The 22,679-nt window shown below is 70.3% G+C and carries 28 protein-coding genes and 3 pseudogenes; 21 read left to right on the top strand and 10 right to left on the bottom strand.

Annotated features, from left to right (window positions below):
- The first annotated feature begins 76 nt into the window (after positions 1 to 76).
- The 14 genes from ABKW28_RS19265 to ABKW28_RS19200 all read left to right on the top strand — a co-directional run bounded on the left by ABKW28_RS19265 (position 77) and on the right by ABKW28_RS19200 (position 13,168).
- Entirely contained in the window at positions 77 to 724 is a 648-nt protein-coding gene (locus ABKW28_RS19265) for a hypothetical protein (protein WP_348612526.1), read from the top strand.
- 65 nt (positions 725 to 789) lie between these two features.
- Positions 790 to 1,179, top strand: coding sequence for a hypothetical protein (locus ABKW28_RS19260; RefSeq protein ID WP_348612524.1), 390 nt, complete (start codon positions 790 to 792; stop codon positions 1,177 to 1,179).
- Between the two features lie 21 nt (positions 1,180 to 1,200).
- On the top strand, positions 1,201 to 4,698 hold the full coding sequence (locus tag ABKW28_RS19255; protein ID WP_348612522.1) for a phage tail tape measure protein: 3,498 nt from the start codon (positions 1,201 to 1,203) through the stop codon (positions 4,696 to 4,698).
- Positions 4,695 to 6,467, top strand: coding sequence for a hypothetical protein (locus ABKW28_RS19250; RefSeq protein WP_348612520.1), 1,773 nt, complete (start codon positions 4,695 to 4,697; stop codon positions 6,465 to 6,467). The genes ABKW28_RS19255 and ABKW28_RS19250 overlap by 4 nt, the downstream gene beginning before the upstream one ends.
- Positions 6,467 to 7,579: a hypothetical protein gene (locus ABKW28_RS19245; protein WP_348612518.1), complete on the top strand. Its 1,113-nt coding sequence runs from the start codon at positions 6,467 to 6,469 to the stop codon at positions 7,577 to 7,579. The genes ABKW28_RS19250 and ABKW28_RS19245 overlap by 1 nt, the downstream gene beginning before the upstream one ends.
- Positions 7,576 to 7,941 (top strand): hypothetical protein, encoded by a 366-nt coding sequence (locus ABKW28_RS19240; protein ID WP_348612516.1) that lies wholly within the window; start codon positions 7,576 to 7,578, stop codon positions 7,939 to 7,941. Before ABKW28_RS19245 ends, ABKW28_RS19240 begins: the two co-directional genes overlap by 4 nt.
- Complete coding sequence (locus ABKW28_RS19235; protein WP_348612514.1) at positions 7,938 to 8,333, top strand: hypothetical protein; 396 nt, start codon at positions 7,938 to 7,940, stop codon at positions 8,331 to 8,333. The genes ABKW28_RS19240 and ABKW28_RS19235 overlap by 4 nt, the downstream gene beginning before the upstream one ends.
- Positions 8,330 to 10,309 (top strand): hypothetical protein, encoded by a 1,980-nt coding sequence (locus tag ABKW28_RS19230; protein WP_348612512.1) that lies wholly within the window; start codon positions 8,330 to 8,332, stop codon positions 10,307 to 10,309. Before ABKW28_RS19235 ends, ABKW28_RS19230 begins: the two co-directional genes overlap by 4 nt.
- Positions 10,310 to 10,442: 133 nt before the next feature.
- Positions 10,443 to 10,688, top strand: a complete 246-nt coding sequence (locus ABKW28_RS19225) for a hypothetical protein (RefSeq protein ID WP_348612510.1) — start codon at positions 10,443 to 10,445, stop codon at positions 10,686 to 10,688.
- Complete coding sequence (locus tag ABKW28_RS19220; protein ID WP_348612508.1) at positions 10,685 to 10,876, top strand: hypothetical protein; 192 nt, start codon at positions 10,685 to 10,687, stop codon at positions 10,874 to 10,876. The genes ABKW28_RS19225 and ABKW28_RS19220 overlap by 4 nt, the downstream gene beginning before the upstream one ends.
- Positions 10,873 to 11,178, top strand: a complete 306-nt coding sequence (locus tag ABKW28_RS19215; protein WP_348612506.1) for a hypothetical protein — start codon at positions 10,873 to 10,875, stop codon at positions 11,176 to 11,178. Before ABKW28_RS19220 ends, ABKW28_RS19215 begins: the two co-directional genes overlap by 4 nt.
- A 65-nt stretch (positions 11,179 to 11,243) precedes the next feature.
- Entirely contained in the window at positions 11,244 to 12,119 is an 876-nt protein-coding gene (locus ABKW28_RS19210; RefSeq protein ID WP_348612504.1) for a hypothetical protein, read from the top strand.
- A 3-nt stretch (positions 12,120 to 12,122) separates the two neighbouring features.
- Positions 12,123 to 12,416, top strand: coding sequence for a hypothetical protein (locus tag ABKW28_RS19205; RefSeq protein WP_348612502.1), 294 nt, complete (start codon positions 12,123 to 12,125; stop codon positions 12,414 to 12,416).
- A complete protein-coding gene (locus tag ABKW28_RS19200; protein ID WP_348612500.1) occupies positions 12,416 to 13,168 on the top strand; it encodes a hypothetical protein in 753 nt (250 codons plus the stop codon). Before ABKW28_RS19205 ends, ABKW28_RS19200 begins: the two co-directional genes overlap by 1 nt.
- Before the next feature lie 66 nt (positions 13,169 to 13,234).
- On the opposite strand, the gene ABKW28_RS19195 is transcribed toward ABKW28_RS19200, so the two are convergent.
- Positions 13,235 to 13,435, bottom strand: coding sequence for a hypothetical protein (locus ABKW28_RS19195; protein ID WP_348612498.1), 201 nt, complete (start codon positions 13,433 to 13,435; stop codon positions 13,235 to 13,237).
- Between the two features lie 52 nt (positions 13,436 to 13,487).
- Here ABKW28_RS19195 and ABKW28_RS19190 point away from each other — a divergent pair, with 52 nt between their 5' ends.
- The gene (locus ABKW28_RS19190; protein ID WP_348612496.1) at positions 13,488 to 13,721 is read left to right on the top strand and encodes a DUF3263 domain-containing protein; all 234 of its coding nucleotides are present in this window, start codon (positions 13,488 to 13,490) and stop codon (positions 13,719 to 13,721) included.
- Positions 13,722 to 13,727: 6 nt separating this feature from the next.
- Here ABKW28_RS19190 and ABKW28_RS19185 read toward each other — a convergent pair whose 3' ends face one another.
- From ABKW28_RS19185 to ABKW28_RS19150, 8 genes are all read right to left on the bottom strand, one after another.
- Complete coding sequence (locus ABKW28_RS19185; RefSeq protein ID WP_348612494.1) at positions 13,728 to 14,171, bottom strand: DUF6221 family protein; 444 nt, start codon at positions 14,169 to 14,171, stop codon at positions 13,728 to 13,730.
- Between the two features lie 27 nt (positions 14,172 to 14,198).
- The gene (locus ABKW28_RS19180) at positions 14,199 to 14,816 is read right to left on the bottom strand and encodes a site-specific integrase (RefSeq protein WP_348612492.1); all 618 of its coding nucleotides are present in this window, start codon (positions 14,814 to 14,816) and stop codon (positions 14,199 to 14,201) included.
- A gap of 21 nt (positions 14,817 to 14,837) precedes the next feature.
- A complete protein-coding gene (locus ABKW28_RS19175) occupies positions 14,838 to 15,140 on the bottom strand; it encodes a site-specific integrase (RefSeq protein ID WP_348612490.1) in 303 nt (100 codons plus the stop codon).
- Between the two features lie 138 nt (positions 15,141 to 15,278).
- Entirely contained in the window at positions 15,279 to 15,407 is a 129-nt protein-coding gene (locus ABKW28_RS19170) for a hypothetical protein (RefSeq protein ID WP_348612488.1), read from the bottom strand.
- A 22-nt stretch (positions 15,408 to 15,429) separates the two neighbouring features.
- Positions 15,430 to 16,377, bottom strand: a complete 948-nt coding sequence (locus ABKW28_RS19165; protein WP_348612486.1) for a type II secretion system F family protein — start codon at positions 16,375 to 16,377, stop codon at positions 15,430 to 15,432.
- Positions 16,374 to 17,228, bottom strand: coding sequence for a type II secretion system F family protein (locus ABKW28_RS19160; RefSeq protein ID WP_193669124.1), 855 nt, complete (start codon positions 17,226 to 17,228; stop codon positions 16,374 to 16,376). The genes ABKW28_RS19165 and ABKW28_RS19160 overlap by 4 nt, the downstream gene beginning before the upstream one ends.
- Before the next feature lie 2 nt (positions 17,229 to 17,230).
- Positions 17,231 to 18,016: a CpaF/VirB11 family protein gene (locus ABKW28_RS19155; RefSeq protein WP_348612482.1), complete on the bottom strand. Its 786-nt coding sequence runs from the start codon at positions 18,014 to 18,016 to the stop codon at positions 17,231 to 17,233.
- A gap of 501 nt (positions 18,017 to 18,517) precedes the next feature.
- The gene (locus tag ABKW28_RS19150; RefSeq protein WP_200951053.1) at positions 18,518 to 18,865 is read right to left on the bottom strand and encodes a helix-turn-helix domain-containing protein; all 348 of its coding nucleotides are present in this window, start codon (positions 18,863 to 18,865) and stop codon (positions 18,518 to 18,520) included.
- A 99-nt stretch (positions 18,866 to 18,964) separates the two neighbouring features.
- On the opposite strand from ABKW28_RS19150, the gene ABKW28_RS19145 reads away from it, so the two are divergent.
- The 3 genes and pseudogenes from ABKW28_RS19145 to ABKW28_RS19135 all read left to right on the top strand — a co-directional run.
- Positions 18,965 to 19,384: a DoxX family protein gene (locus ABKW28_RS19145; RefSeq protein WP_056675171.1), complete on the top strand. Its 420-nt coding sequence runs from the start codon at positions 18,965 to 18,967 to the stop codon at positions 19,382 to 19,384.
- Positions 19,381 to 19,902: a luciferase family protein gene (locus ABKW28_RS19140; protein WP_348612480.1), complete on the top strand. Its 522-nt coding sequence runs from the start codon at positions 19,381 to 19,383 to the stop codon at positions 19,900 to 19,902. Before ABKW28_RS19145 ends, ABKW28_RS19140 begins: the two co-directional genes overlap by 4 nt.
- Before the next feature lie 408 nt (positions 19,903 to 20,310).
- Positions 20,311 to 20,476: pseudogene (locus ABKW28_RS19135) on the top strand (IS3 family transposase); the annotation flags it as partial.
- A 28-nt stretch (positions 20,477 to 20,504) separates the two neighbouring features.
- Here the strand turns inward: ABKW28_RS19135 and ABKW28_RS19130 are convergent.
- Positions 20,505 to 21,152: pseudogene (locus ABKW28_RS19130) on the bottom strand (IS630 family transposase); the annotation flags it as partial.
- Between the two features lie 210 nt (positions 21,153 to 21,362).
- On the opposite strand from ABKW28_RS19130, the gene ABKW28_RS19125 reads away from it, so the two are divergent.
- The 3 genes and pseudogenes from ABKW28_RS19125 to ABKW28_RS19115 form a co-directional block, all read left to right on the top strand.
- The gene (locus tag ABKW28_RS19125) at positions 21,363 to 21,683 is read left to right on the top strand and encodes a transposase (protein ID WP_056675162.1); all 321 of its coding nucleotides are present in this window, start codon (positions 21,363 to 21,365) and stop codon (positions 21,681 to 21,683) included.
- A gap of 70 nt (positions 21,684 to 21,753) precedes the next feature.
- Entirely contained in the window at positions 21,754 to 22,116 is a 363-nt protein-coding gene (locus ABKW28_RS19120; RefSeq protein ID WP_162250901.1) for an IS3 family transposase, read from the top strand.
- 293 nt (positions 22,117 to 22,409) lie between these two features.
- Positions 22,410 to 22,602, top strand: a pseudogene (locus ABKW28_RS19115) (IS30 family transposase); the annotation flags it as partial.
- Positions 22,603 to 22,679 lie beyond the last annotated feature (77 nt).

The raw sequence follows: 22,679 nt of genomic DNA, 5'->3' as shown, positions 1-22,679 counted from the left end.
CAGCCACCCCACCCCCTCTCGCACCACCCGTCCTCGTCCTCGATCCTCACCGTCCTCGAACACCAGGAGCACCGTCATGACCGACGACCAGACCCTCGCCGACACCACCCCGCCCGCGGCCCACGAGAGCCCCGCAGGCGGGGTCTTCGGCGACCCCACCGCCGCACCCCTGCAGCCCCCGACGGTGCGCCGCCAGTGGTCCATCGCCGACATCCTCGCCGAGGCCCGCGTCCCCGAGCGGTACGCCCGCGTCTGCCTGCGCGCCGACCTCGAGGCCGACCACGAGCGCATCCTCACCGAGCTCCGCACCCTCATCGACGTCGAGGGCAACATCATCGAGGCCGAGGACGCCAGCCTCGGCGAGGAGACCAACACCGCCCGGGCGCACCGACTCAACGACGAGCTCGAGCAGATCAAGGCCGACATGGCGAAGGCCACCTGGTGGCCCCGGTTCCGGGGCATGACCTCGGACGAGTTCGCCGTCTTCAACAAGGAGCACTACCCCAAGAAGGACGGCGCGTCCCTCGAGGACTACAACAACCAGCTGGTCGCCGCCACCATGCACGAGCCGCAGGTCACTCCCGACGAGGTCGCCGCGCTCCGCAAGAAGCTCGGCATGAAAGCCATGTCGAACCTCATCGTGAAGGCCACCGAGGTCAACACCCAGGGCGGTGTCGATGTCCCAAAATCGCCCAGCTCCTTGCAGAACCTGACGCGGCAGTAGCCCGCCAGCTCCTCGGCCTCGCGAAGGCAGCCCAGGTCGCCCCCACCGTGTTCCTGGGTCTGCGGATGATCACCACCACGTTCGTCTACGACGACCCCCAGCACCCCGACCGGCCCACCGGCACCATCCCGTCGCCGCCGTGGGCCAACGAGGACGTCGCGCTGCTCCTGGCCCTCGACGCCTACGACAGCTCGCTGTGCGCCTGCGGGGAGCCGCGGGCCACCGCCTGGCACTCCGAGATGGACGGCTGGTGGGAGTCGCAGACGTTCGTCTGCCACGCCTGCACCGCCAAGCGCGACGACGGCCAGAACGTGGTCTACGCGATCCCGGTCGACACCTACCCGGCTGATCGCAAGGGCCCGCTCCCGCCGTTCCGCATCGGGGCCACCACCACCTCCGACGACAAGCACGCCCATCAGCCCGCCGGCCCGCCGGTGGACGCGTCGATGGCCTAACCCTGAGAGGCGGTGCCCGGCATGGCTGGTGAGTCCCGTTCCGTCGTCGTCCGCCTCTCCCTCGACACCGCCGAGGCGATCCGTGGGTCGCAGCAGTTCGGCGCCGAGATGGACAAGGCCATGTCGCAGGCCGAGCGGTCCGCGATGCGCGCCGACCAGGCCGTCGACAAGGTCGGCGCGACCGCCGGGAAGATGGCCGTCGGCCTCGCCGCCGTCCTGACCGCCTCCGGCAAGGCCGCCGTCGACTGGGAGTCCCAGTTCGCCGGCGTCGAGAAGACCGTCGACGGCACCGCGAAGCAGATGGCGGTCCTCGAGGACGAGCTCCGCGAGCTGGCGCGCACCATGCCCGCCACCCACGAGGAGATCGCGGCCACCGCCGAGGCAGCCGGCCAGCTCGGTGTGGCCCGCGAGGACGTCACCGACTTCACCAAGGTGATGATCCAGCTCGGTGAGACCACCAACCTCACCGCCGACGAGGCCGCCACCTCGATCGCGCAGATCGCGAACGTCATGGGCACCAGCGGCGACGAGGTCGACAACTTCGGTGCCGCCCTCGTGGCGCTCGGCAACGACGGCGCCTCCACCGAGGCGCAGATCCTCGGGATGGCGCAGCGCATCGCCGGCGCCGGCGCCCAGATCGGGCTCGCCGAGTCCGACATCCTGGCCATCGCGAACGCTGCGGCGTCGATGGGCATCGAGGTCGAGGCCGGCGGCTCCGCGATCTCCCGGGTGTTCACCGAGATGGCGAAGGCCACCAAGCAGGGCGGCGAGGGCCTCGACCAGTTCGCCGAGATCGCGGGCGTCTCCTCGCAGGAGTTCACCCGGGCGTTCGAGGAGGACCCGGCCCGGGCGTTCGCCGCCTTCACCGCTGGCCTGGACCGCATCAACGCCTCCGGTGGCGACGTGTTCACCACCCTCGACCAGCTCGGTCTCTCCGACGTCCGCGTCTCCCAGGCGCTGCTCTCCATGGCTGCCTCCGGTGACCTCCTCACCGACTCCCTCGATCTCGGTGCGCAGGCTTACAAGGAGAACAGCGCCCTGGCCGAGGAGTTCGCGAAGCGTGCCGGCACCACCGGTGCTGAGGTGCAGGTCGCGATGAACAACATCCGCGACGCCGCCATCGACGCCGGCAACGTGCTCCTGCCCGTGGTCGCCGAGGTCGCCGAGGGCGTCACGACGGTGTCGCAGGCCTTCGGGGATCTCCCCGGGCCCGTGCAGGCCGCGATCGTGAAGCTCCTCGCTGTCGCCGCGATCCTCGGCGGTGCCACCTGGTTCGGTGTGAAGACCGTGCGTGGGATCACCGCGACCCGTGACGCGATCGCCGCGCTCGGGGGAGCCTCCGGCACCACCGCGACCTCCCTGGGCCGCCTGGGCCGCACCGCTGGCGGGCTCGCCGCGGTCGCTGGCGCTGTCACCGTCCTGGGGAACGCGCTCGCCGACGCCACCGGCGCCCGGGTCGACGTCGAGAACCTCAACCGTGACCTCGAGGCGCTCGCGAACGGTGCTGGTAGCGAGATCCTCGGCCGCATCGTGTCGGACGTCGACATGCTCGGGAGCACCGCCAACAACACCGCCGAGCCGATCCGCGAGATCTTCACCGCCTTCGGCGCGTTCGGCAACACCGGCCTGGACAACGCCGCCGAGAACCTCGAGAAGGTCGACCAGGAGCTCGCTCGGATGGTCGAGGGCGGCCAGGGCGAGCAGGCCGCCGCGATCATTGAGTCCATCGCGGCCGGGCTCAACGGACTCCCCGCGGGCGCGTCGGTGTCCCAGGAGGCGCTCGACGGGACCATCGAGAGGTTCGGCGCCTACGGCACCGCCCTCGAGAACGCTGCCGCCGCCGAGGCTGCCGCCGCTGGGTCTGCCGACGAGGTCGCCGGCGCCGTGGGTGGAGTCGGGGAAGAGGCCGCGTCGTCGGCCGACCAGGTCGCCGAGCTCGTCGCTGCGCTCGACGCGCTGCTGTCGCCGAAGCTGGACCTGGCCGAGGCCACCGACCAGTGGCGTGACGGGCTGCGGAACCTCGACGAGGGCCTGGCTGAGAACGTCCGGTCCCTCAAGGGCAACACCGACGCGGCGTCGCTGAACCGGTCTGCAATCCGCGACCAGGTTCGCAACCTCCTCGGTGTGGTCAACGCCCAGGCCGAGGCCGGTGCCGGCACGCAGCGGCTGACGGCGACGATGAAGGACGGTCGCCGCGCAATTCTCGAGGCCGGTGAGGCTGCGGGGATCTCGAAGCGCGACATGCAGGACTACCTCAAGGTCTTGGGCCTGACGCCGAAGCAGATCAAGACCACGGTCGAGGCGCTGACCGACAAGGCCAACGAGGACGTCAACGGCACCCGGCGCAACCTCAACGATCTCGACGGCGACAAGGCCAGCGTCTCCGTGGGCGCCGAGGTCGGCTCCGCACTCGCCAACCTCGGCTCGGTCCGCTCCGCCCTCTCCCGCATCGTCTCCAAGACCGTCACCGTCACCGTCAACAAGGTCGGCTCCGCGCTCAGCGGCTTCAACTTCGACACCGGCGGCTACACCGGCCACGGCGGCAAGCACGAGCCCGCCGGCATCGTCCACCGCGGCGAAGTGGTCCTGCCCCAGGAAGTCGTACGCCGCGACAAGTCCCACCTGCAGTCGCGCTACGGGTTCCTCCCCGGCATGGCGGACCTGAGCCTGCCCGGGTACGCCGGCGGCGGCGCCGTAGCCGGCGCCAACGCGCTCAGCCTGCCGGCCGCCGAGGTCCGCGAGTTCGCCCGCGCCACCACCATCTCCAGCCGCGGCCTCGTCGCCGAGCTCAAGATGCGCGAGCGGCTCCTCGAGCGCCGCTCCAAGATGCTCGACAAGGAGCTCGAGGCCAGCAACGCCAAGGTCGACGCGCTGCGCGCCGAGCGCGACGCCATCGAAGACTCCGTCGACGCCCGCCTCCGCTCGGACGCGTTCGCCGCCCAGGAGACCAGCGTCTTCACCATGGACCGCCCCGAGGGCTACAACACCTGGACCGCCGAGCAGCAGAAGGCTTTCCTCGACGCCCAGTGGTCGATCGGGCAGTCCCTCGGCTACGGCCAGACCCAGTCCCCCGAGGACATCCTGCGCAGCGACATCGCTGCCGGCCGCGAGATGGACAAGCTGCTGCAGCAGCTGATCCGCAAGGGCATCGACGACGACGTCCTCGCCGACCTCATCGACCGCGGTGACATCGACATGGTCCGCTCCTACGCCGGCGGGTCACGCGACAACATCCAGGAGCTGAACAAGCTCTACAACCGCCGCGAGCGGGTCCTGTCCCAGGCCTCAGAGACCGGGGGCAGCATCCTGCGCTCCGACATCCGCGCCGGGGTGAAGGTCAGCGAGGGCATCCGCGCCGAGCAGCGCGAGACCCGCATCGAGCTCCGCCAGCTCGGCAAGCGCCTCGAGGCCGCACAAGACCGGACCACCAAGGCGGCAGGACAGGACGGCCCCGACCGGGTCGTCAACGGGATCGGGAAGTCCGTCGCGGCGGCACAGACGAAGAGGCGGATCGGATGACCAACAGGCTGCAGCTCCGCTCGCGCACCGAGACTGCCGACATGTCCCCGGACGCCCAGCAGGACTCCGCCGACGTCACCTTCAAGGTCTACGCGATGACCCGCACCGGGCCCGAGCCGATCGTGCGCGTCGGCAGCTCGCTGCTCCGCGACGGCGCCATCGAGATCGTCGACGGGTACAGCAACCGCGACATCACTCTCGTGGTCGGCCTCGACGGCACCCACTCCACGCACCTCGCCGACGGGGAGGCTGCGATCTGGCGAGTCATCGAGCAGATCCGCACCGACCGCTACGGCGAGCTCGCGTGGACCCCGCCCGACCAGAAGGGGCCCACGTCGATCTACACGGTGCTGTGGGGCCAGATGGACCCCGTCGACGACGACACGTGGGACATCCGCGAGCTGCAAGGCAAGCGGACCTTCGCGCTCAAGTTGCGGTGCAAGCCGTTCGCCCGGTCCGCCGAGCGCGACGTCGTCACCACCGCCACCGAGTACGACCCCACCGTCGCGACGCTGATGGACGGCACCGACCCCGACTTCTTCATCGAGCCCGGCTCGTCCGACGACCGCACCGCCATCACCGACGCCGGCCGCACCGTCGTCGAGGTCGTCGGCGGCTGGGTCCAGTCCGGCGGCTACGGTTCCCCGATCTTCCAGGGCGGCGCCGCCGCCAAGTTCAACGTCCCCACGGGCGTCGGTGCCTTCGCCGTGACCTACCGCAACGTCGGCAACCACGGCTTCACGCAGACCCACATCAACGACAAGTTCGTGGTCCGCGACATCACCGAGTACCTCGACGGAGGCTACGTCCGCGAAATCTACGACGTCAGCGACCTCTCGGGCCCGATCGTCGTGCGGATCACCCTCACCGTCGACGACAACTTCTACGACCAGACCCCGTCGTATGACCCCACCCTTCGCTTCGACGAGATCGTCACCATGGCCGTCCTGCCCGCCATCGGCGGCAAGGCCACCATGCGCGCCCTGCCCATCAAGGGCTCCGCCCGAGCGCCGGGCACCATCACCATCTCCCACGCCGCCACGGCCCTCGGCGACGTCCTCGCGCTCACCGCCCCCAACATGGACTCCGGCTACACCCCCGACCTGCGCCGTCGTCGCGTCGCCGGCGGGTCCACGGGCGGCGACAACAACGCGATCGGCGGTCGCCGCGAGAACCTCAACGGCACCAACCCCAAGTTCACCGTGCCGTTCTCGCTGTACCCCGACGGCACCTACGCCCTCATCGCCCGGATGAAGCTCACCGCGTCCCGACTCGTCACCCTCCGCGCGAACCACGAGGCGGTGACCTACCGAGAGGTCAGCACCTACGCCTCCGCGACCCCCAACAGCGGCGACGACTGGGGATGGGTCGTCCTCGGCACCATGCGCCTGCCCGCCCGGGCCGCGTCCCGCGCCGTCACCGGCACCTTCGACTTCGTCCTCGACGTCACCAGCGCCGGCCCCAGCGACTACCTCGACGACATCTTCGTGATCCCCGTCGACGCCGCCCTCACCCTCGCCCACGGCCTCACCACCCGCCGCCTGTCCCTGGTCGCCCCCGACCTCGACCTGCCCCGCGGCGCAGTGTGGATGCACGACCAGGCCGACGAGTCCGACGCGTTCTCCGCGCTCGCCCAGCTCGAGTCCAACGACGACCACGAGCTCCACGCCGGCCGCACCCTGTGCTACGTCGCCGCGTCCGGGCCCGCCACCCCCGTCGTCGTCGGCGCCTCGTACTACCCCCACGACCACACGAACGTGACCCGCTGATGGCGATCACCGCGTGGACCGACCGCTTTCCCTGCCGGCGCCTGGGCGACGTCTCCGGCATCGAGTGGTCGACCATCTGGGGCGACGGCCCGTCCGGTTGCCACGAGGCGTCCTGGCGCATCGACATGGACCCCAACGAGCACCACCCCGAGTTCACCCGCGGCAAGCACGTCGCGCTCAAGACCAGCGCCCACCCCTTCTGGACCGGGTACGTCGCCGGCGTCGAGCGCGACACGGACGGGTGGCTCATCAAGGCGCTCGGGTACGCCTCGATGGCCGCCACCGACTACCTGGCCCTCGACGCGGACGGGGAGCCCACCAGCGTCCCCCGCGACGCCGTCCTCGCTGCGATGTCCCGCGGCCTCCCCTGGACCTTCCCCATCTTCGCCTGGCCCGCCAGCACCTACCAGCCCGTCGCTGACATCGACACCGCGAAGGTCAACACCCTCGCCCAGCTCATCACCGCCTACGCGCAGGCCAACGGCGTCCACTGGACCGTCCGCGCCGACGGCATCCTGCGGTTCGAGGCGGACCCCACCGACCCGCGGTGGATCACCCGCCCCGGCGTCGGAGTCATGGGCGTCGCCGACGACGACTACATCACCCACCTGCGGCTGCGCTACGTCTCCGCCGTCGACCCCGGCCCCCCGGTGCGCCCCACCCAGTTCTCCGTCACCCCGCCCACCGAGGCCGCCAACGAGGTCGCCGCCGCCAGGTGGGGCCGCCGCGAACGGCACGTCGACCGCACCGGCCTCGGCTACATGACCGACGCCGTCGCCGAAGGGCTCGCCCGGTCCCTGTTCGCCCGGGTGCAGCCCCGCCTCGGCTGGTCCGACCCCCTCACCCTCGACCTCACCGAAATCACCGACCCCACGAACCTGATGGCCGACCGCACCGAGATCCAGGCCGGGCACCGGGTCCGCATCCACGGCGTCTACGACATCCGCGGCGCCCTCACCGCCGGCCCGTCGGTCGAGGTCAACCTCGCCGAGGTCAAGGCCTCCGCCGAGGGCGACTCGATCTACCTGGCGCCCGTGGGGCTCGTGGCCCGCGACACGGAGGCGATCCTCGCCGACGTCCCCTACAACCCCGAAGAGGGCTTCGTCGCATGAGCACGATCATCGAGCACCCCGTCGCCACCGGCCGCTCCATCAACCAGGCCCTCTTCGCCGACTGGGACGACATGCCGGGGTTCCGGTTCGCCTTCCCGCCCGACCAGGCCGACCAACGCGTCGTGGTCCTCACCTTCGACGACACCCTCACCCCCGAGCAGTGCGTCGCGGTCCGCCGGCGGCTCATGTCCGCGAACCTCCTCGACGAGACCCGGCGCCAAGCCGTGCACGACGCGCGCGCCACCGGGGCGCTCAACCTCCTCGACATCGTCGCCGCCTGGTGCGCCAACGACGACCTGCCCGCCCCGATCTACCCCGAGCCCGACCCGGAGCCCGATCCCGTCCCCGAGGAGACCCCGTGAGCGTCACCCCGTTCCTGTTCGCGCTGGAGCTGGTCGCCGGCAGCGACTTCGAGTGGTCCAACGTCTTCGCCGACCAGGCCGGCGACCTCATCACCGGCACCGACGGCTGGTCCGCGGCGTGCACGGTGCGCTCCGAGTACGGCACCGAGCCGCTCCTCGAGTTCACCCCTACCGGGGCGGCGACAGCGCAGTTCGTCGGCGACGACACCGAGCTCCTCGTCCTCACCGCCCCCGCGGCCGTCACCGCGGTACTGCCGGCCACGATCCGATCCGACGGCACACCGGCCCGGCCGTTCGTGGCCGACCTCGTCTTCACGCGCGCCGACCCGGCCGAGCGTGTCCATGTCTGCGACTTCGTCGTCACCATCGCCAGGGAGGCCACTGCATCATGAGCCGTCGAATCACACCGGTCGGGCTGGGTGCCGCGAAGGCCATCGCCCGGGCTGCGCAGTACGCCACCGACGCCGCCGCCCAGGTCACCGCAGCAGCAGCGAAGGTCACCGAGGCGGCGGGGTTCGCGACCGCTGCGAGCGGCCACGCCGACGACGCCAGCGCCTCCGCTGCGCTGGCCCGCGACATCTCCAACATCGACACCACCGACGACGCCGTCGACGCCGCCCTCAACCTCCCCGGCAGCAAGTCCGCCGCCACTCTTTCGGCCTCAATCGACGGGTCCGCGCTCACCGCCAAGTACCCGATGCCCTCCTACGGGCGCCAGGTCTCCGACTACCTCGCCGGCACCACCACCCACCTGCGTTGGCTGACGTGGGGTGACTCGATGGCCCAGGGGTTGTTCGAGAAGCTGTACGAGGATCTGCGCCGCGCGTTCGGTGGCGGCATCGCGGGGGTCTACTTCGCTGGCTCCTCGCGGTCCATCACGGCGACCGCCACCACTGGCACCGTCACCGAGTCGACCACCTCCTACGACGCCTGGGCCACGGGGGCGGTGACCACGTTCGCGGCCGGGTCCACCCGGACCTATGGGGTCGGCGGCGGCTCGTTCGTGTGCGACCAGGTGAAGGTCTACTACATCACCGAGCCCGGCGCAGGCACGTTCAAGGTGCAGATCGACGGCGCGGACGCGACCGGCACCATCGACGCCTCCGCTGCCTCCATCGGTCTCGGCGTCGTCACCCTGACCCCCGCCCTCGGCTCGCACACCGTCAAGGTCGTCAACCTGACCGGCACGGTTCGCACGCCGGGCGCCGGGGTCGGCATGGTCAACAGCACCATCTCGGGGATCGTGGTCGCCAACGTGTCCAAGGGCGGCCTGGCCCTGCCCGACGCCTTCGGAACGGCCGGCGCGAAGGCGACCCTGACCGCGTTCCTCGCCGACTTCGCCCCCCACGTCATCTCTCACGAGATGAAGGAGACCGCAGCGACCTACGAGGCGGGCCTGACCGACGAGTTCGATGTCTTCACCGCTGGCGCCCCCAACGCCGACGTGGTGCTCATCGCCACCCCGGCAGTCGGCCTCGATCCCGACGACGACCAGGCCGCACAGAACACCATCCTCAAGCGTCTCGCCGCGACCTACGGCTACTCCGTGGTCGACCTGTACGCCGCCTTCGGACCCTTCACCCAGGCGCGGGATGTCTACGGGTTCTACGACCCGGCCGAGAACACGCACTACAACGACGCCGGCAAGCGGTTCGGGTCCGCTTTCCTGGCCCGCGACCTCGACCTGTTCGGGCGGTTCAAGCGGCAGTCGGACACCCGCAAGGACACCACGGTCGAGGAGACGCTGACCCTGGGCAACAACCCCCTCCAGCGGGTCATGCAGTTCATCGCCGACCTCTCCACCGCGCTCGACGTGACCACACGGTTCCGCCGCAAGTGGGAGTGGGCCGACATGAACGGCAACGTGTTCGCGGTCCTGCGATCCGGCAACTCGACCACCGCCGTCTCCGGCCTGCCGCGCTACTCCTCCATCGGGGACGCGATGGCCGGGTTCTTCGGGTCGTCCGCCTCACTGTTGCAGGTGCGCCGCTGGTCGGGGTCGAACTTCAACGGCACGGGCGACTTGCAGGCGCGGGCGCTGCTCCGGGTGCGGACGAACATCAACGCCTCGGCGGTGTCCGGTGCGGTGGTGCTCGACCTGTCCCTGGGGTCGGTGTTCTACGTGACTCTCGACGCGAACGTGACCTCGCTGACGGTGAGCAACCTCCCCGCTGCTGACGGCGTGACGGTCGTTGTCCACTTCGCCCAGGACGCCACGGGAGGCAGGACGGTCTCTGGTCTCGCCACCAGCATCAAGGCCGCTGGCGGGTCGATCGCCCTCACAGCCGCTGCCAACAAGGTCGACACGTACACGTTCGACTCGATCAACTCCCAGCTCCAGGAGCGCGGTCGGGCGCTGAACAAGTAACGCGCCCTACGGCAAGGAATGACCTGACGGCCCGGGCCGAGCTCAAGCACCTGAACTCGCCCCGAGTGAAGGCCACAACTGAACAGCGACCACGGCGCCGCAGCGCGTCCTCTCTCGGACGAACGGAGCCGCCGTGCCAGCAGACATCCCCTTCGGGGCCATCGGAGACATCGGCCTCGTCCTGGCACTGTTCTGGCTTCTCGCCTCCGGCCGGCTCGCCACCCGCCGCGAGCTCGACGACATCAAGGCCGACCGCGACGTGTGGCGCGAGACCGCCCTCGAGCAGAAGGGGCTCGTGTCCAAGCTCCTCGAGAACGACGAGACCACCCTGCGGCTCCTGCGGGCGCTGCCCCACGTAGAGGACGTGGAGGACCGATGATCTGGCGGCTGCTGTGCCACCTCAAGCGCGACCCCCGCGCCAGCGCCGAGGCGCTGCGCGAGCGCAGCCACGCCCAAGCCCTCGGCCCGAAGGTCGAGCGAGTCGTCCGGGAACGCGCTCGCCTGCACGCCGAGAACAACTACACGGCGCGCATCCGGGCGCTGTACCAGGAAGGACGCACGTCGTGAGCCCTGACACCGCCTTCGCGGCCCTCATCTACCTGACCCTGCCCGCGGCCATCGCGTACCCGATCGTCTACGGCGCGTCGACGCACTGGTGGCGCGACTGGATCGGGCGGGCCCTGTTCATCAAGGCGACCGGGGTGGCGATCCTGATCGGCGTCTCGGCGGCGTTCCACCACCTGGGCCCCGACTACCCGTTGCGCGACACGTTCCGCCTGGTCGGTGCGGCGCTGGTGTGCGTCGGCGTCAACCTCGCGCTGGTCGCGCTGCTGCGTGCGCTGTTCCAGCGGCGGCCCCCTCAGCCCTGATCCGCCGCACCATCGCCCGCACCGTCTGGTGGCTGGGCGGCATCCGCCTGCCCGAAGGAGCACCCATGCCCGACCGTCTCGCCGTCATCACCCAACTGCGCGCTGCCGGTGTCGAGTGCTTCACCCGCGACCAGTGGGGCTCCGCGGCTGAGCGCGCCGGCGCCTACGCCCGTCGGCGCGGCACCCACCCCATGCCCGCGGCCCCCGCGGCCTACCACTTCCTGCACCTCTCGGTCACCGCTGACACCGACACCGTGCTCGAGGGCGCGGCCGGCGCCCGGCAGATCGAGGGCTACGGCTACAGCACCCCGGCGATGGTGTCCTACCAGGACCTCATCACCAACGAGGGCCGCTACTTCCAGGGCCAGGACTACGGCACCAAGGGCACCCACACCGTCAACGACAAGGCCGTGCCCGGCTACCCCCGCGACCTCAACCTCGCCGGGTACGCCTGCGCGCTGATGCAGAACGTCGACGACGAGGTCACCGACGCGCAGGTCCAGCTCGCCGCCATGGTCTTCGCCGCCCGCGAACTCGCCGGCTGGGTACGCCGCGGCGCCCCGATCCATCCGCACCGCACCTTCGCGTGGAAGTCGTGCCCCGGCGACCGCGCCGTCGCACGCCTCGACGAGATCCGCCGCCTCAAGGACGCCTACGTCCGAGACGGGCTCCCCAACAACCAGGAGGACGACATGCCCTACACCGAGTGGCCCAAGAAGGACCAGGAGGCGCTCGTCCGCGACGTCGCCGCCGCGGTCGACGCCCGCCTCGCCGGGTTCAAGAAGAACGTGAAGACCCGCCTGGGTCGCGCGGTCACGAAGGCCAACGACCTCAAGGCCCGCAAGACCGCTTCGCCCGAGGACGTCGCCGCGCTGCAGGCCGGCCTCGACGAGCTGCGCGCCGACCTGGCCGCGCTCGCAGACGACACCGAGGAGGCCTGAGCCATGAGCGCACCCACCCAGGTCACCCGCCCCTGGCGCGCCACCGCCCGCACCGTGCTGCAGGTCGGCATCCCGATGATCATCGGCCTGGGCCTGGTGGTCCCCGAGATCGTGCAGATCATCCTCGAGGAGTCGGGCGGGGCCATGCCCGCCAGCGTCCGCGCCGTGCTCCTCGGCGCCGCGGCCGTCGTGACTGCCCTCGCCGCGATCATCACCCGGATCATGGCTATCCCGACGATCGAGGGCCTCCTGCGACGCCACCTGTCCGGGCTGGCCGCGGACCCCGACGCCGACTGATGAAGGTCAACGACGCCCACCTGTCCGGGCGCTACACCACCAGCCGCACCCAGCTCCTCGACGGCGTCGGCAAGGTGCTCGCCCGGCGGGTGGGCGTCGCCGCCGTCACCGAGGTCCGCGGCCGCCACGACGACCTCCACCGCCTCGACGGCGTCGCCGTCCACCTCCCCGCCACCAGGACGGCCGCCGACTGCGCCATCCTCGTCGACACCAGCATCGGCGCCATCGCCGACCGTGGCCACGCCGTCCTCTCCCGCGGCCACGGCAAGGCCCGCTCCACCATCGTCCTCACCTGGGCCCTCATCGAGCTCGACGCTGGCGGCACGCTGCTCCGCGCCGGGTTCCACGCTCCCGCCTCCGTCCAGCACGGCCACGGGTTCTCCAAGCTCGCCGCCGACCGCGGCAACGTGACCGCCTGGCAGGCCGCCCTCGACGAGCTCCCCCGGGTCCTGTGCGACCTCATCGCCGAGCACCAGCCCGACGAGACCGTCCTGTCAGCCGACTGGAACGTGCACCTGCGGCTGCGGTCGTGGCGCCGGCTGATCAACCAGAAGCTCAAGCCCACCGGGCTGCGCCTGGTCGTGCCGCGGCGGGCAACGATCGGCCGGACCCGCGTGATCGACGCGCACGCCACCACGATGCGCCGCCGCCGGATGTCCTGGGCGCTGCGGGTCTTCGACCTATTCCGCGGCTGGGACCACCGCCCGGTCGTGGCACGACTCAAGTCCCGGCGGAAGAAGCGCCGCAAGTAGCAGCACCCCGAGCACAACCGACGCCCCGGCGTCCGCCTCACACAGGCGGGCGCCGGGGCGCTTTCGTCATGCCCCGGTGTCGCGCAGCTCAGCGACCTCCTCGAGCAGCCACAGCACCGCCCGCGCCAAGTCCCGCTCCCCCGCCGACGTCAGCTGCGGCCGACCGAGCACCCCGGCCGCGAGCTCCTTCATCCGCAGCGGCGACAGCGGCTGCATCCCGCCGTACTCCACCGGCGTCCGCCACCAGTCCTGCTCCTCGTCGCTCATGGCCACGATGATGCCGTGGAGACTGTCGGCGGCACCTGGCAGCGTCCCGCCCATGACCGACACCGAGAAGGCCGCCCTGGCGCTCGCAGCGAAGCACTACCGCTACCCCGCCGCCCGCGACACCCACGCCCTCGAACGCCTCGGCATGACCCCCGTCCGGTTCGCACAGGTCGTCGACGCGCTCCTCGACCGACCAGACGCCCTCGCGGCCATGCCCAGCGAGGTCAACCGGCTACGGCGACTCCGCGACGCACGACGCGCCCACCGCAGCCGCCGCTCGAGCTAGGACGGCTCACAACGCCCATCCCGCGTCGAACTCCGGGTGGTCGCTGTAGATCGACGAGAGGTGGCGGAGGGTCGTGCAGGGGGACGTCTCGCCACAACCAGCGCACTCGCCGCCGTCGACGAGCACCAGCCCCATGCCGTCAGCGTCAGGGTGGCTCCAGTCCTCCACGACGCGACGCAGATCCTCGTGCGCCTCCACGATCGCGCGCTTTGCCTCGACCTCACGCAGCACGCGGGCGGGGTCGTGGCGGGCGATGTGCTCGCCAACGGCGTCGGTCGGGTCGGTGGAGTACGAGTGCTCGTCTTCGGGCGTCACCAAGTGGCCGCCCCGAGCGGTCTCAACCTGACGCCCATATGCCGCCCGCCACGGCGCCTCGGCCAGTTCGGCCGCCTCGCGCGCCGCCGCCTTGTCCTCACTCAGCCTCGCCAGCAGGAACTCGGTGATGGTCATCGTCCCAGGGTAGGTCTCAGGCATCGTTCACACCGCCAGCCGTGCCGCGATCTGGTGGCCCGGGTGCCGGTAGTGGTTCGCCCGCCCCAGGTCGTAGTGCTTGCTCGTGGTGCGCGGGTCAGCGTGCCGCGCGAACGTCTGCGCGTCCCGGATCGACATGCCCATCTCGAGCGCCTCCGTCACCGCGGACTTCCTGAGCAGGTGCGGGTTGATGTGCCGCTTCAACCCCTGCGCCGCCGCCCGCCGGTTCACCGTCTCCACCAGCCCCGTCGCACCACCGCGGGTCAGCGGGCCGCCGGCGCGGGTCGCGATCAACGGACCCGACGTGCGGCCGGCCCGGGCCGCGTCGAGCGCGTGCAGCACCGGCAGCGGCACCGGCACCACGGCGGTCGCCCCGCCCTTCTGCGTGAACCGCAGCATGTGCTGGCCCTGCTCGACGGTCTGGTAGTCCTCGATCCGCAGCGACGCCGCCTCGCTGATCCGCAGCCCCATCCCGGACAGCAGCTGGGTGAGCGCCCAGTGCCGCGCGCTGATGCTCTTCGCGACCTCGAGGAACAGCATCAGGTCCCGGAACGGCACCAGCGTCGACTTCTCGTAGGAGAACTTCGGCAGCTTGAGCCGCCGGGTCGGGTCCCGGTCGATCACCTCGTCACCGACGGCGGCGTCTTAGAACCCCTTGACCGGCGTCATCGACGAGTTCACCGACGACGGCTTGAGCCCCTGCTCCTCGAGCAGGTGCCGCACGTACAGCTCGAGGTGGACCCGCTTGACGGCCAGGGCGTCGAGGCCGTGGGTCGCGCACCAGCGCAGGTACCGGTCGAGGTGGTAGCGGTAGTTGGCGAGCGTGGCGCCGTGGTAGTCGCCGAGGTAGGAGAGGTAGGCGAGCTGCAGCGGGTCGAGGTCGTCGACGAGCGACGGGAGCGAGAGGGCCCCTGCAGACGTGGGGGCGGTGTGGACGGTAGCGTGCATGACGGTCGGACCTCCGAGGCTAGTTCGTGACGGTTCGGCAAGGCCCTCGTCTGGTGTTCCAGCACCGGCGGGGGCCGCTCTTTTACTTGTGGCTCAGGACCGTACACCCGGCTGTCAAGTCCGCTCCCGCACGAGTCTTCACCTGCCACTCACGACGGTGACCAGCACCCAGCCGGGCACGTCGCCGCGATCGTCACGACGACGAGGTGCGGGCGCCACGAGGGCGAGCCAGAGGAGCACCAGGCGGTGCGCGAGGAGGGAGGTCATGGAGCGTCCTTTCCCGAGAGGGTCATGGGGTGGTCAGGTCGAGCCCGACGACGCCGGGCCAGAAGGCGAACAGGATCGTCACGGGCAGCACCAGGAACACGACGGGCACCATCATCAGCACCTCGCGGCGGGCGGCGGACTCGATGAGCTCGCGACGTCCGGCCTCGCGGACGTCGGCGGCCTGGGCGTGCAGCACGTCGGCCAGCGGGGTGCCGCGCTCGACGGCGGTGGCAATGCCCTGGGCGAAGCGGGAGACCAGGGGCAGCCCGCTGGTCGCGGCCAGGTCGTCGAAGGCGGAGCCGACCGGCTCACCGGTGCGCACCTGGGCCAGCACCCGGGCCAGGTCGGCCGACAGCTCGCCACCCGAGCGGCTGACCACGCGGTCCAGGGCCCCGACCGGGCTCTCCCCCGCCGCCACTGCGAGGGCGAGCAGCTCGGCCACGGTGGGGAACTCGGCGAGGATCCGGCGCTCACGGGTGCGGACCTGGCCGGAGAGGTGGTTGTCGCGCCCCAGCACCCCCACCACGAAGGCGATCGCGCAGACCAGCGCGGAGCTGACGACCGCCCCCGGGTCACCCAGGGTGCGCAGCAGCCCCCAGGCCGCGGCCAGCGAGAACGCCACGAGGCCCCACTGGACCTGCTCGACGCGGAACTCGTGGACGGTCTTGTCGAGCCCAGCCCGCGCCAGGCGGCGGCGTACCGACGTGGCACCGCCCAGGACCCGCTCGACGCTCTCGGCCAGCGAGCGCAGCACCGGGCCGAAGACCGCGACCACGACCGAGGAGCCCCCGCCGCCCCCGGCCGTCACGCGCGGTGCCGCGGGCATGCCGGCGGCGGGCAGGTCACGCAGGTAGGGCAGCACCCGGGCGGCGAGCTGAGGCCGTCGCACGGCGCGCACACGGGCCGCGACCAGCAGCAGACCGGCCGCGGTCGTGGCGCCCAGCAGGGCGCCCCACATCGTCAGGCTCACGAGAGGATCCGCCTCTCGGTCGGCAACCGCCCGATGCGCATCATCAGCCGGTAGGCCACCACGCACAGGCCGGCGCCCACCCCCAGCACCACGACCCCGGCGGGCGAGGCGTAGCGGCGGATCACGTCGCTCTGCAACGACATCAGCAGCAGCACCACCCACGGGGCGGCGACCGCGAGCCGGGCACCGTTGACCGTCCATGCCTGCCGCGACTCCAGCTCCGAGCGGGTGCGCGCGTCCTCGCGCAGGTAGCCCGACAGGTTGCGCAGCAGCCGGCCGAGCTCGCCGCCGCCGACCTCGCGAGCCACCCGCAGGCCCTCCACCACCCGGTCACCCACCGGGTCGGCGAGCCGGTCCTTGAGCCGGTCGAGGCTCTCCCCGAACCGGCCCGAGACCTGGTAGTCGAGGGCGAAGCCGGTGAACGCCTCGCGCAGCGGCTCGGGCCCGCGCGTGCCCAGCGCCGACAGCGCGTCGGGCAGCGACATCCCCGCCCGCACGGCCGAGGCCAGGTTGTCGACGGCCTCGGGCCAGACCTCGGCGAACTCGCGCAGCCGCCGCCGGGCCCGCGCCGCCACCACCGTGACCGGCAGGTACGCCGCGAGCACGCCGAAGACGATCGCCACCGGGGGCGTGCGCGAGACCACCTGCACGAGCAGCGCGGCGCCGACGCCCGAGACCGCGCACAGCAGCACGAACGAGGTCGACGAGACGCCGCGCAGGCCGGCCGAGCCCAGCAGCCGCTCGAGGCGGCCCGGCCCGCGAGCGGCGACCCTCGGACGCCGCGGCATCGTGAACGCCGACCAGATCAGCAGCAGCCCCACGCCCACCCCGAGACCCACGAGCGCGCCCACGCTCAGACCTCCTGCTCCGCGCCCACCGCGAGCAGACGTCGTACGTCGATGCCGTGACGCTCGTAGAGCTCGGTGCGCGGCGGCATCCCCTGCGCGCGGCGCAGCTCGCCGTCGGAGCGGCGGAAGATCGGCTCGACCTCGATGATGTCGTTCTCGGTGCGTCCCGGCACCGCCACGATCTCCTCCACGTGCCGCCGGCCCCGGTGGTCGAGTCCGAGGTGGACCACCAGGTCGACCGACGAGGCGACGGTCGGCACCACGAACCTCGAGCCGATGTTCTCGCCCGCCAGCAGCGGCAGCGTGCACATCTTGACCAGCGCCTCGCGCGCGGAGTTCGCGTGCAGGGTGCACATGCCGGGCAAGCCGGAGTTGAGCGCCAGCACCAGGTCGAGGCACTCCTCGGCCCGCACCTCCCCCACGATCACCCGGCTGGGCCGCATCCGCAGCGTCTCCTTGACCAGGTCGCGCAGCCGGATCTCGCCGGTCCCCTCGAGGCCGGCCTGCCGGGTCTGCAGCGGCACCCAGTCGGGGTGCGGGAAGCGCAGCTCGAAGACCTCCTCGGCCGAGATCACCCGCTCGCTGCCGGGGATGGCTGCGGCCAGGCAGTTGAGCATCGTGGTCTTGCCCGCCTGGGTGCCTCCGGAGACCAGGATGTTGAGCCCGGCCCGCACCGAGGCCTGCAGGAACGCGGCCGCCTGCGGGGTCAGGCTGCCCAGCTCGACCAGGTCGTCGAGGCGCGCGGCGCGCAGCACGAACTTGCGGATGTTGACCGCAGTGACAAAAACCACTGCATGTTGACCTGCAGTTATGTGTTCAAGCGCTCCGACGTGTCGTCACCGATGGAGCATCCTTCAAGCCACTCCCCCGCCGTCCACATCTCGGTACGTAGGGCCTCAGGAAAGACCAGACCGGCAGTCCCCGCGCAGCCACTTTGTCCGATGGCGTCACGGTCGGCCGTTCGGTCGACCTCGACCATCCCCACTACTCGAAGCGCAGCACCCAAGAGGGGCACACTGAACAGCACAAGCACCGACGGCCAGTCTGATGCGCTCGTTTGAGCAGGGGCCGCCTTCTTCATTCTGGACGAGGATTCCCACCGACACCACGGGACAGTCGAGCCCTGGTTTCGCGACGTCCGGCGTTCTACCACATGTCACGGCGAGGCGTCCCGACGATGCAGCCGTGGTCACTCTTGCCGCCGGCACGACGCGCAACCCAGCAGGGCAGTGGCCACGATGAATGCGGGCCGTCGGACCCGCATCGTCGATATGCGGTCACCGGGATGCCCTTCACTCAGCAACCGGGTTCCAGTCCGCCGCCCAGGCCGATATCGCGTCGATGACCGGTCCCAGCGCCCTTCCCTTGGGCGTCAGCAGGTATCGCGGGGCACTTGAGGTGCCTGGGCAGATCCGCGAGAGGAGTCCTTCGCGTTCCAGCTCTCGCAGCCGCTCGGTCAGCAGGCGGTCGGAAATTCCAGGGATCGCGGCGTGGATCTCACCGAAGCGCTCAGCGTGGGTCATCAGCGCGTGGAGGATGACACCGTTCCAACGCCGGCCCAGCAGTTCCACCGTCTGGTGGAACTGAGGGCAGTAGCGTCCGCAGTCATTGTCCACCGGACCGATCAGCCCGTCCGCCACCTCGACCCCACCTCTGCATCAAGCTTGATTGACCTGCGGTCAGGCTACTGCTATAACTCAACCACTTACTCATAGTAAGTATCGATCGTAGGAGGAAGCGTGGATGTTCTGGTACTCATCGGGAGGGTGCTCTTCGCCCTACTCTTCCTCGGATCAGGCTACGGACACCTCGCACAGAGGGAGATGATGGCCGGATACGCCGCCGGTAAGGGAGTGCCCGCCGCGCCCGTCATGGTCGTCCTGACCGGCCTGCAGCTCCTGGCCGGCGCACTCATGGTGGCCCTGGGGATCTGGCCCGACGTCGGGGCCCTGTTGCTCGCGGCCTTCCTGCTACCCACCGCCTTCATCATGCACGGCTTCTGGGCCGAGACCGACCCCGGAGCCAAGGTCATGGAACAGACCCAGTTCCTCAAAGACCTCTCGCTGGCCGGTGCGGCACTCGTGATGTTCGCGGCCTTCGCCTACCTCGGTGACGATCTCGGCCTCGTCCTCGTCGGACCGCTATTCACCCTGTCATGAGCAAAGCCGTCCCTGTCCCTGTTCCCATGCCCCAGCGCCCTGGCCCGCGGCCCTCGACGACCCCGACGAACCCACACACCCAGCTCGACCAGCAGCCCCGCGATGACCAACCACGGGAGCGCCTGATCGGGCAGATCGGCACCCTGCCGGGGGTGGTCTGGGCGGGCTCGATGATCTCCGTCCCCGGTGCGCAGGCGCTCACCCTGCCTCAAGGCCCGGCCCAAGGGCCACCGGATGCGTTCATGATCGGCACCGAGTTCGCCCACCTCCACCCATCCCCCGATCAATCCCTACACCTGGTCCTGCCGCCTCCGACCGCCGAGGCTGCGATCGAGGCTGGCTGGGCCGAGCAGCACCCGATCGCCCGCCTCGGGATCATCTCGCCGGGGGCGGTCATGGTCTACGCCCCACGCGATGCATACGAGGCGGACATCGCCGCTGGCCTCGTACGGGCATCCTACGCCTACGCAATCGGTGCAGAACCTCCGATCACCACCGGGAACGAGCGCGGGCACTGACGGCAACGCCGGCTCTCAGGTCGCGCTGTTAGGAACCACGCCACTCCAACAGCTGGACCTCATCGCAGGAAGACTCGAGGGCAATCTGGCCCTCAAACACCGGCACGTTGGGCGACATGGGACGACGAGGGTGCGGCACCTTCGGCCGCTGACGCCAAGACCGCGGACTGCGACCCGAAGGCGGAACTCGCCGAACGGACCATCGAGCTCATGCGCGCGCGGCGGTGAGATGCTCTCGGCGCAGCCGCCAAACCTGGGCGACCAGCCCGGGGTGCAACGCTGGACCGACTTCACAGTTGAGCAGCACGACGACTTCGTCATCTTGTAGAACAACGCCTCGGGTGTACGCGCGGCGGCATCGCGCCTGATCCGCGCGGACTGGGACCTGTAGTGCCTCACATCAAGAACCCGCAACCGCTGATCATGGGCTTCATTGACACGATGAGAAGCCAGGGCCACGCGGTCGAGTCGATCTGCCGGGCCCTGCGCGAGCAGGGCTGCCAGATCGCCGCGGACCTACCGCAGCTGGAAGCGAGCAGGCCGAGTCGTCGCGGTGCGGACCGTGAGTGACGCCACGTCGTCAACGCGGTGCGTGACATCGCCTAGTGTCCTGAGTCGTTGATTCGCGTGCAGTAGCGGGCTATGGAGTCGAGGATCTGGTCGGCCGTCTTGGTCCAGACGTAGGGCCTGGGGTTCTCGTTCCAGGTCTTGATCCAGCCGCGGATGTCGTTGTTGAGGGCGCGGACGCTCGTGTGCGCGCCGCGCTGGAGCTTCTTGGTGGTCAGCTCGGAGAACCAGCGCTCGACCAGGTTGAGCCACGAGCTCGAAGTCGGGGTGAAGTGCACCACGAAGCGCGGATGGGCGACCAGCCAGCGCTGGATCACGGGGGTCTTGTGGGTCGAGACGTTGTCCATCACCAGGTGCACTGCGAGGTCGTCGGGAACCTCCTTGTCGATCGTGGTCAGGAACTTCTTGAACTCGATCGCCCGGTGCCGGGCGTGCAGCTGGCCGATGACCTTGCCGGTGGTGATGTCGAGTGCGGCGTAGAGGCTGGAGGTGCCGTGGCGGGTGTAGTCATGGGTGGCGCGCTGCGGGGTCCCCGGCAACATCGGCAAGATCGGTGCGGTCCGGTCCAGCGCCTGGATCTGGGACTTCTCATCGACGCACAGCACCACGGCCCGTTCAGGTGGGGCGAGGTAGAGCCCGACGACGTCCTTGACCTTGTCGACGAACTGCGGGTCCTTCGACAGCAGTCCCCGGGATAGGCCAGTTGCGGAGTGACGCGCCGTGCTTGCGGTGCTCGGTTGGCGACCGACGGCGTTCGGTCATCACCTGGGTCTTGAGTAGTCAAACCCAGCTGCCTAGCGGCACCCGCTGCACTGCACAACCCGTCTTCAAGGTCGGGGGTGAATAGCCCTGGGTCTGATGGAGGCTCTCTCAATCCATGGAGGATGAGAGTCATGGCAGCACCCAGGAAGGACCCCGACGAGCTGCGTGAGCGGGCCACGAGGATGGCCGTCGAGCTCCGGCAAGATCCCGAGACCAAGGTCGGTGCGATCAATCGTGTGGCCGAGCAACTCGGCATGCACCCCGAGACGTTGCGCAACTGGGTCCGGCAGGCCGAGGCCGACGGTGGTGTCCGGCCCGGCACCACGACCAGCGACGGGCATCGGTTGGCCGAGCTCGAGCGGGAGAATCGCGAGTTGCGTCGGACCAACCACATTCTGAGGACGGCTTCGGCTTTCTTCGCGGCGGAGCTCGACCGCCCCACGAACAGGTAGTTGCCTACATCGAGGCTCATCGCCACGACGTGGTCGATGGCGCGAGGTCGGGGTCGAGCCGATCTGTGCCGTGCTGAAGAAGGCCGGCTTCACGATCGCCCGGAGCAGCTACTACGCCGCGAAGACCAGGCCGCCGTCGGCACGTGCGATCCGCGACGCCGAACTGGTCGAGGATATCAAGGTCGCCCACAAGGCCAACCTCGGGGTCTACGGCGCGCGGAAGATCCACGCCGAGCTCAACCGCGAGGGCGTGAAGGTCGCCCGCTGCACCGTCGAGCGACTCATGAGGGCTGAGGGGCTGCGCGGGATCCCGCGGGAGAAGACCCGCAAGACCACCCTCGGCGACGGCGCTGAGACCGAACGACCCGAGGACCTTGTCAGCAGGAAGTTCGTCGCGACAGCACCGAACCAGCTGTGGGTGGCCGACCCCTGACCTACGTCAGGACCCACGCTGGCTGGACTATGTCGCGTTCGTCCTCGATGTCTTCGCCCGAATGATCGTCGGCTGGCAGGTGTCCACCAGCCTGCGCACCGACCTGGCGTTGGACGCCCTCGACATGGGCCTTTGGAACCGGCAACGGGCCGGGCAGGATGTCACCGGCTTGGTCCATCACAGCGACCGTGGAGTATCGGGCGAAATCAACCGGTCGTCGCAACACCTCGACTGCATGGAGGTGTTCGGTGGTTCGTCGACAACAGGATGCGGATCGTGCGGTGCGGCCGGCGATGCGGTCGCCTGGGCGTCCGTATCCACCCCCGGCATGTGGAGCAGGAGTTCTGGCGGCGGATCGCCGAAGGGATGGGCAGCGAGGACGCCGCGGCCGCTGTTGGCGTGTCAGGCCCGGTCGGGTCGCGGTGGTTCCGCCACGGTGGCGGGATGCCACCGATCACTCTTGCCGCACCGTCAGGCAGGTATCTGTGGCCTGCCACGGTGATCTCGGACGGTGGGCCCTCCTAAGGTGAGGGTTCTACTGGAATCGAGATCTGCAGTGACTG

The organism is Nocardioides sp. 31GB23, assembly GCF_040012395.1.
GTDB classification, from domain to species: domain Bacteria; phylum Actinomycetota; class Actinomycetes; order Propionibacteriales; family Nocardioidaceae; genus Nocardioides; species Nocardioides salarius.
Note: the sequence above shows the minus strand (reverse complement) of the source record. Positions and strands in the feature narration are given on the sequence as shown.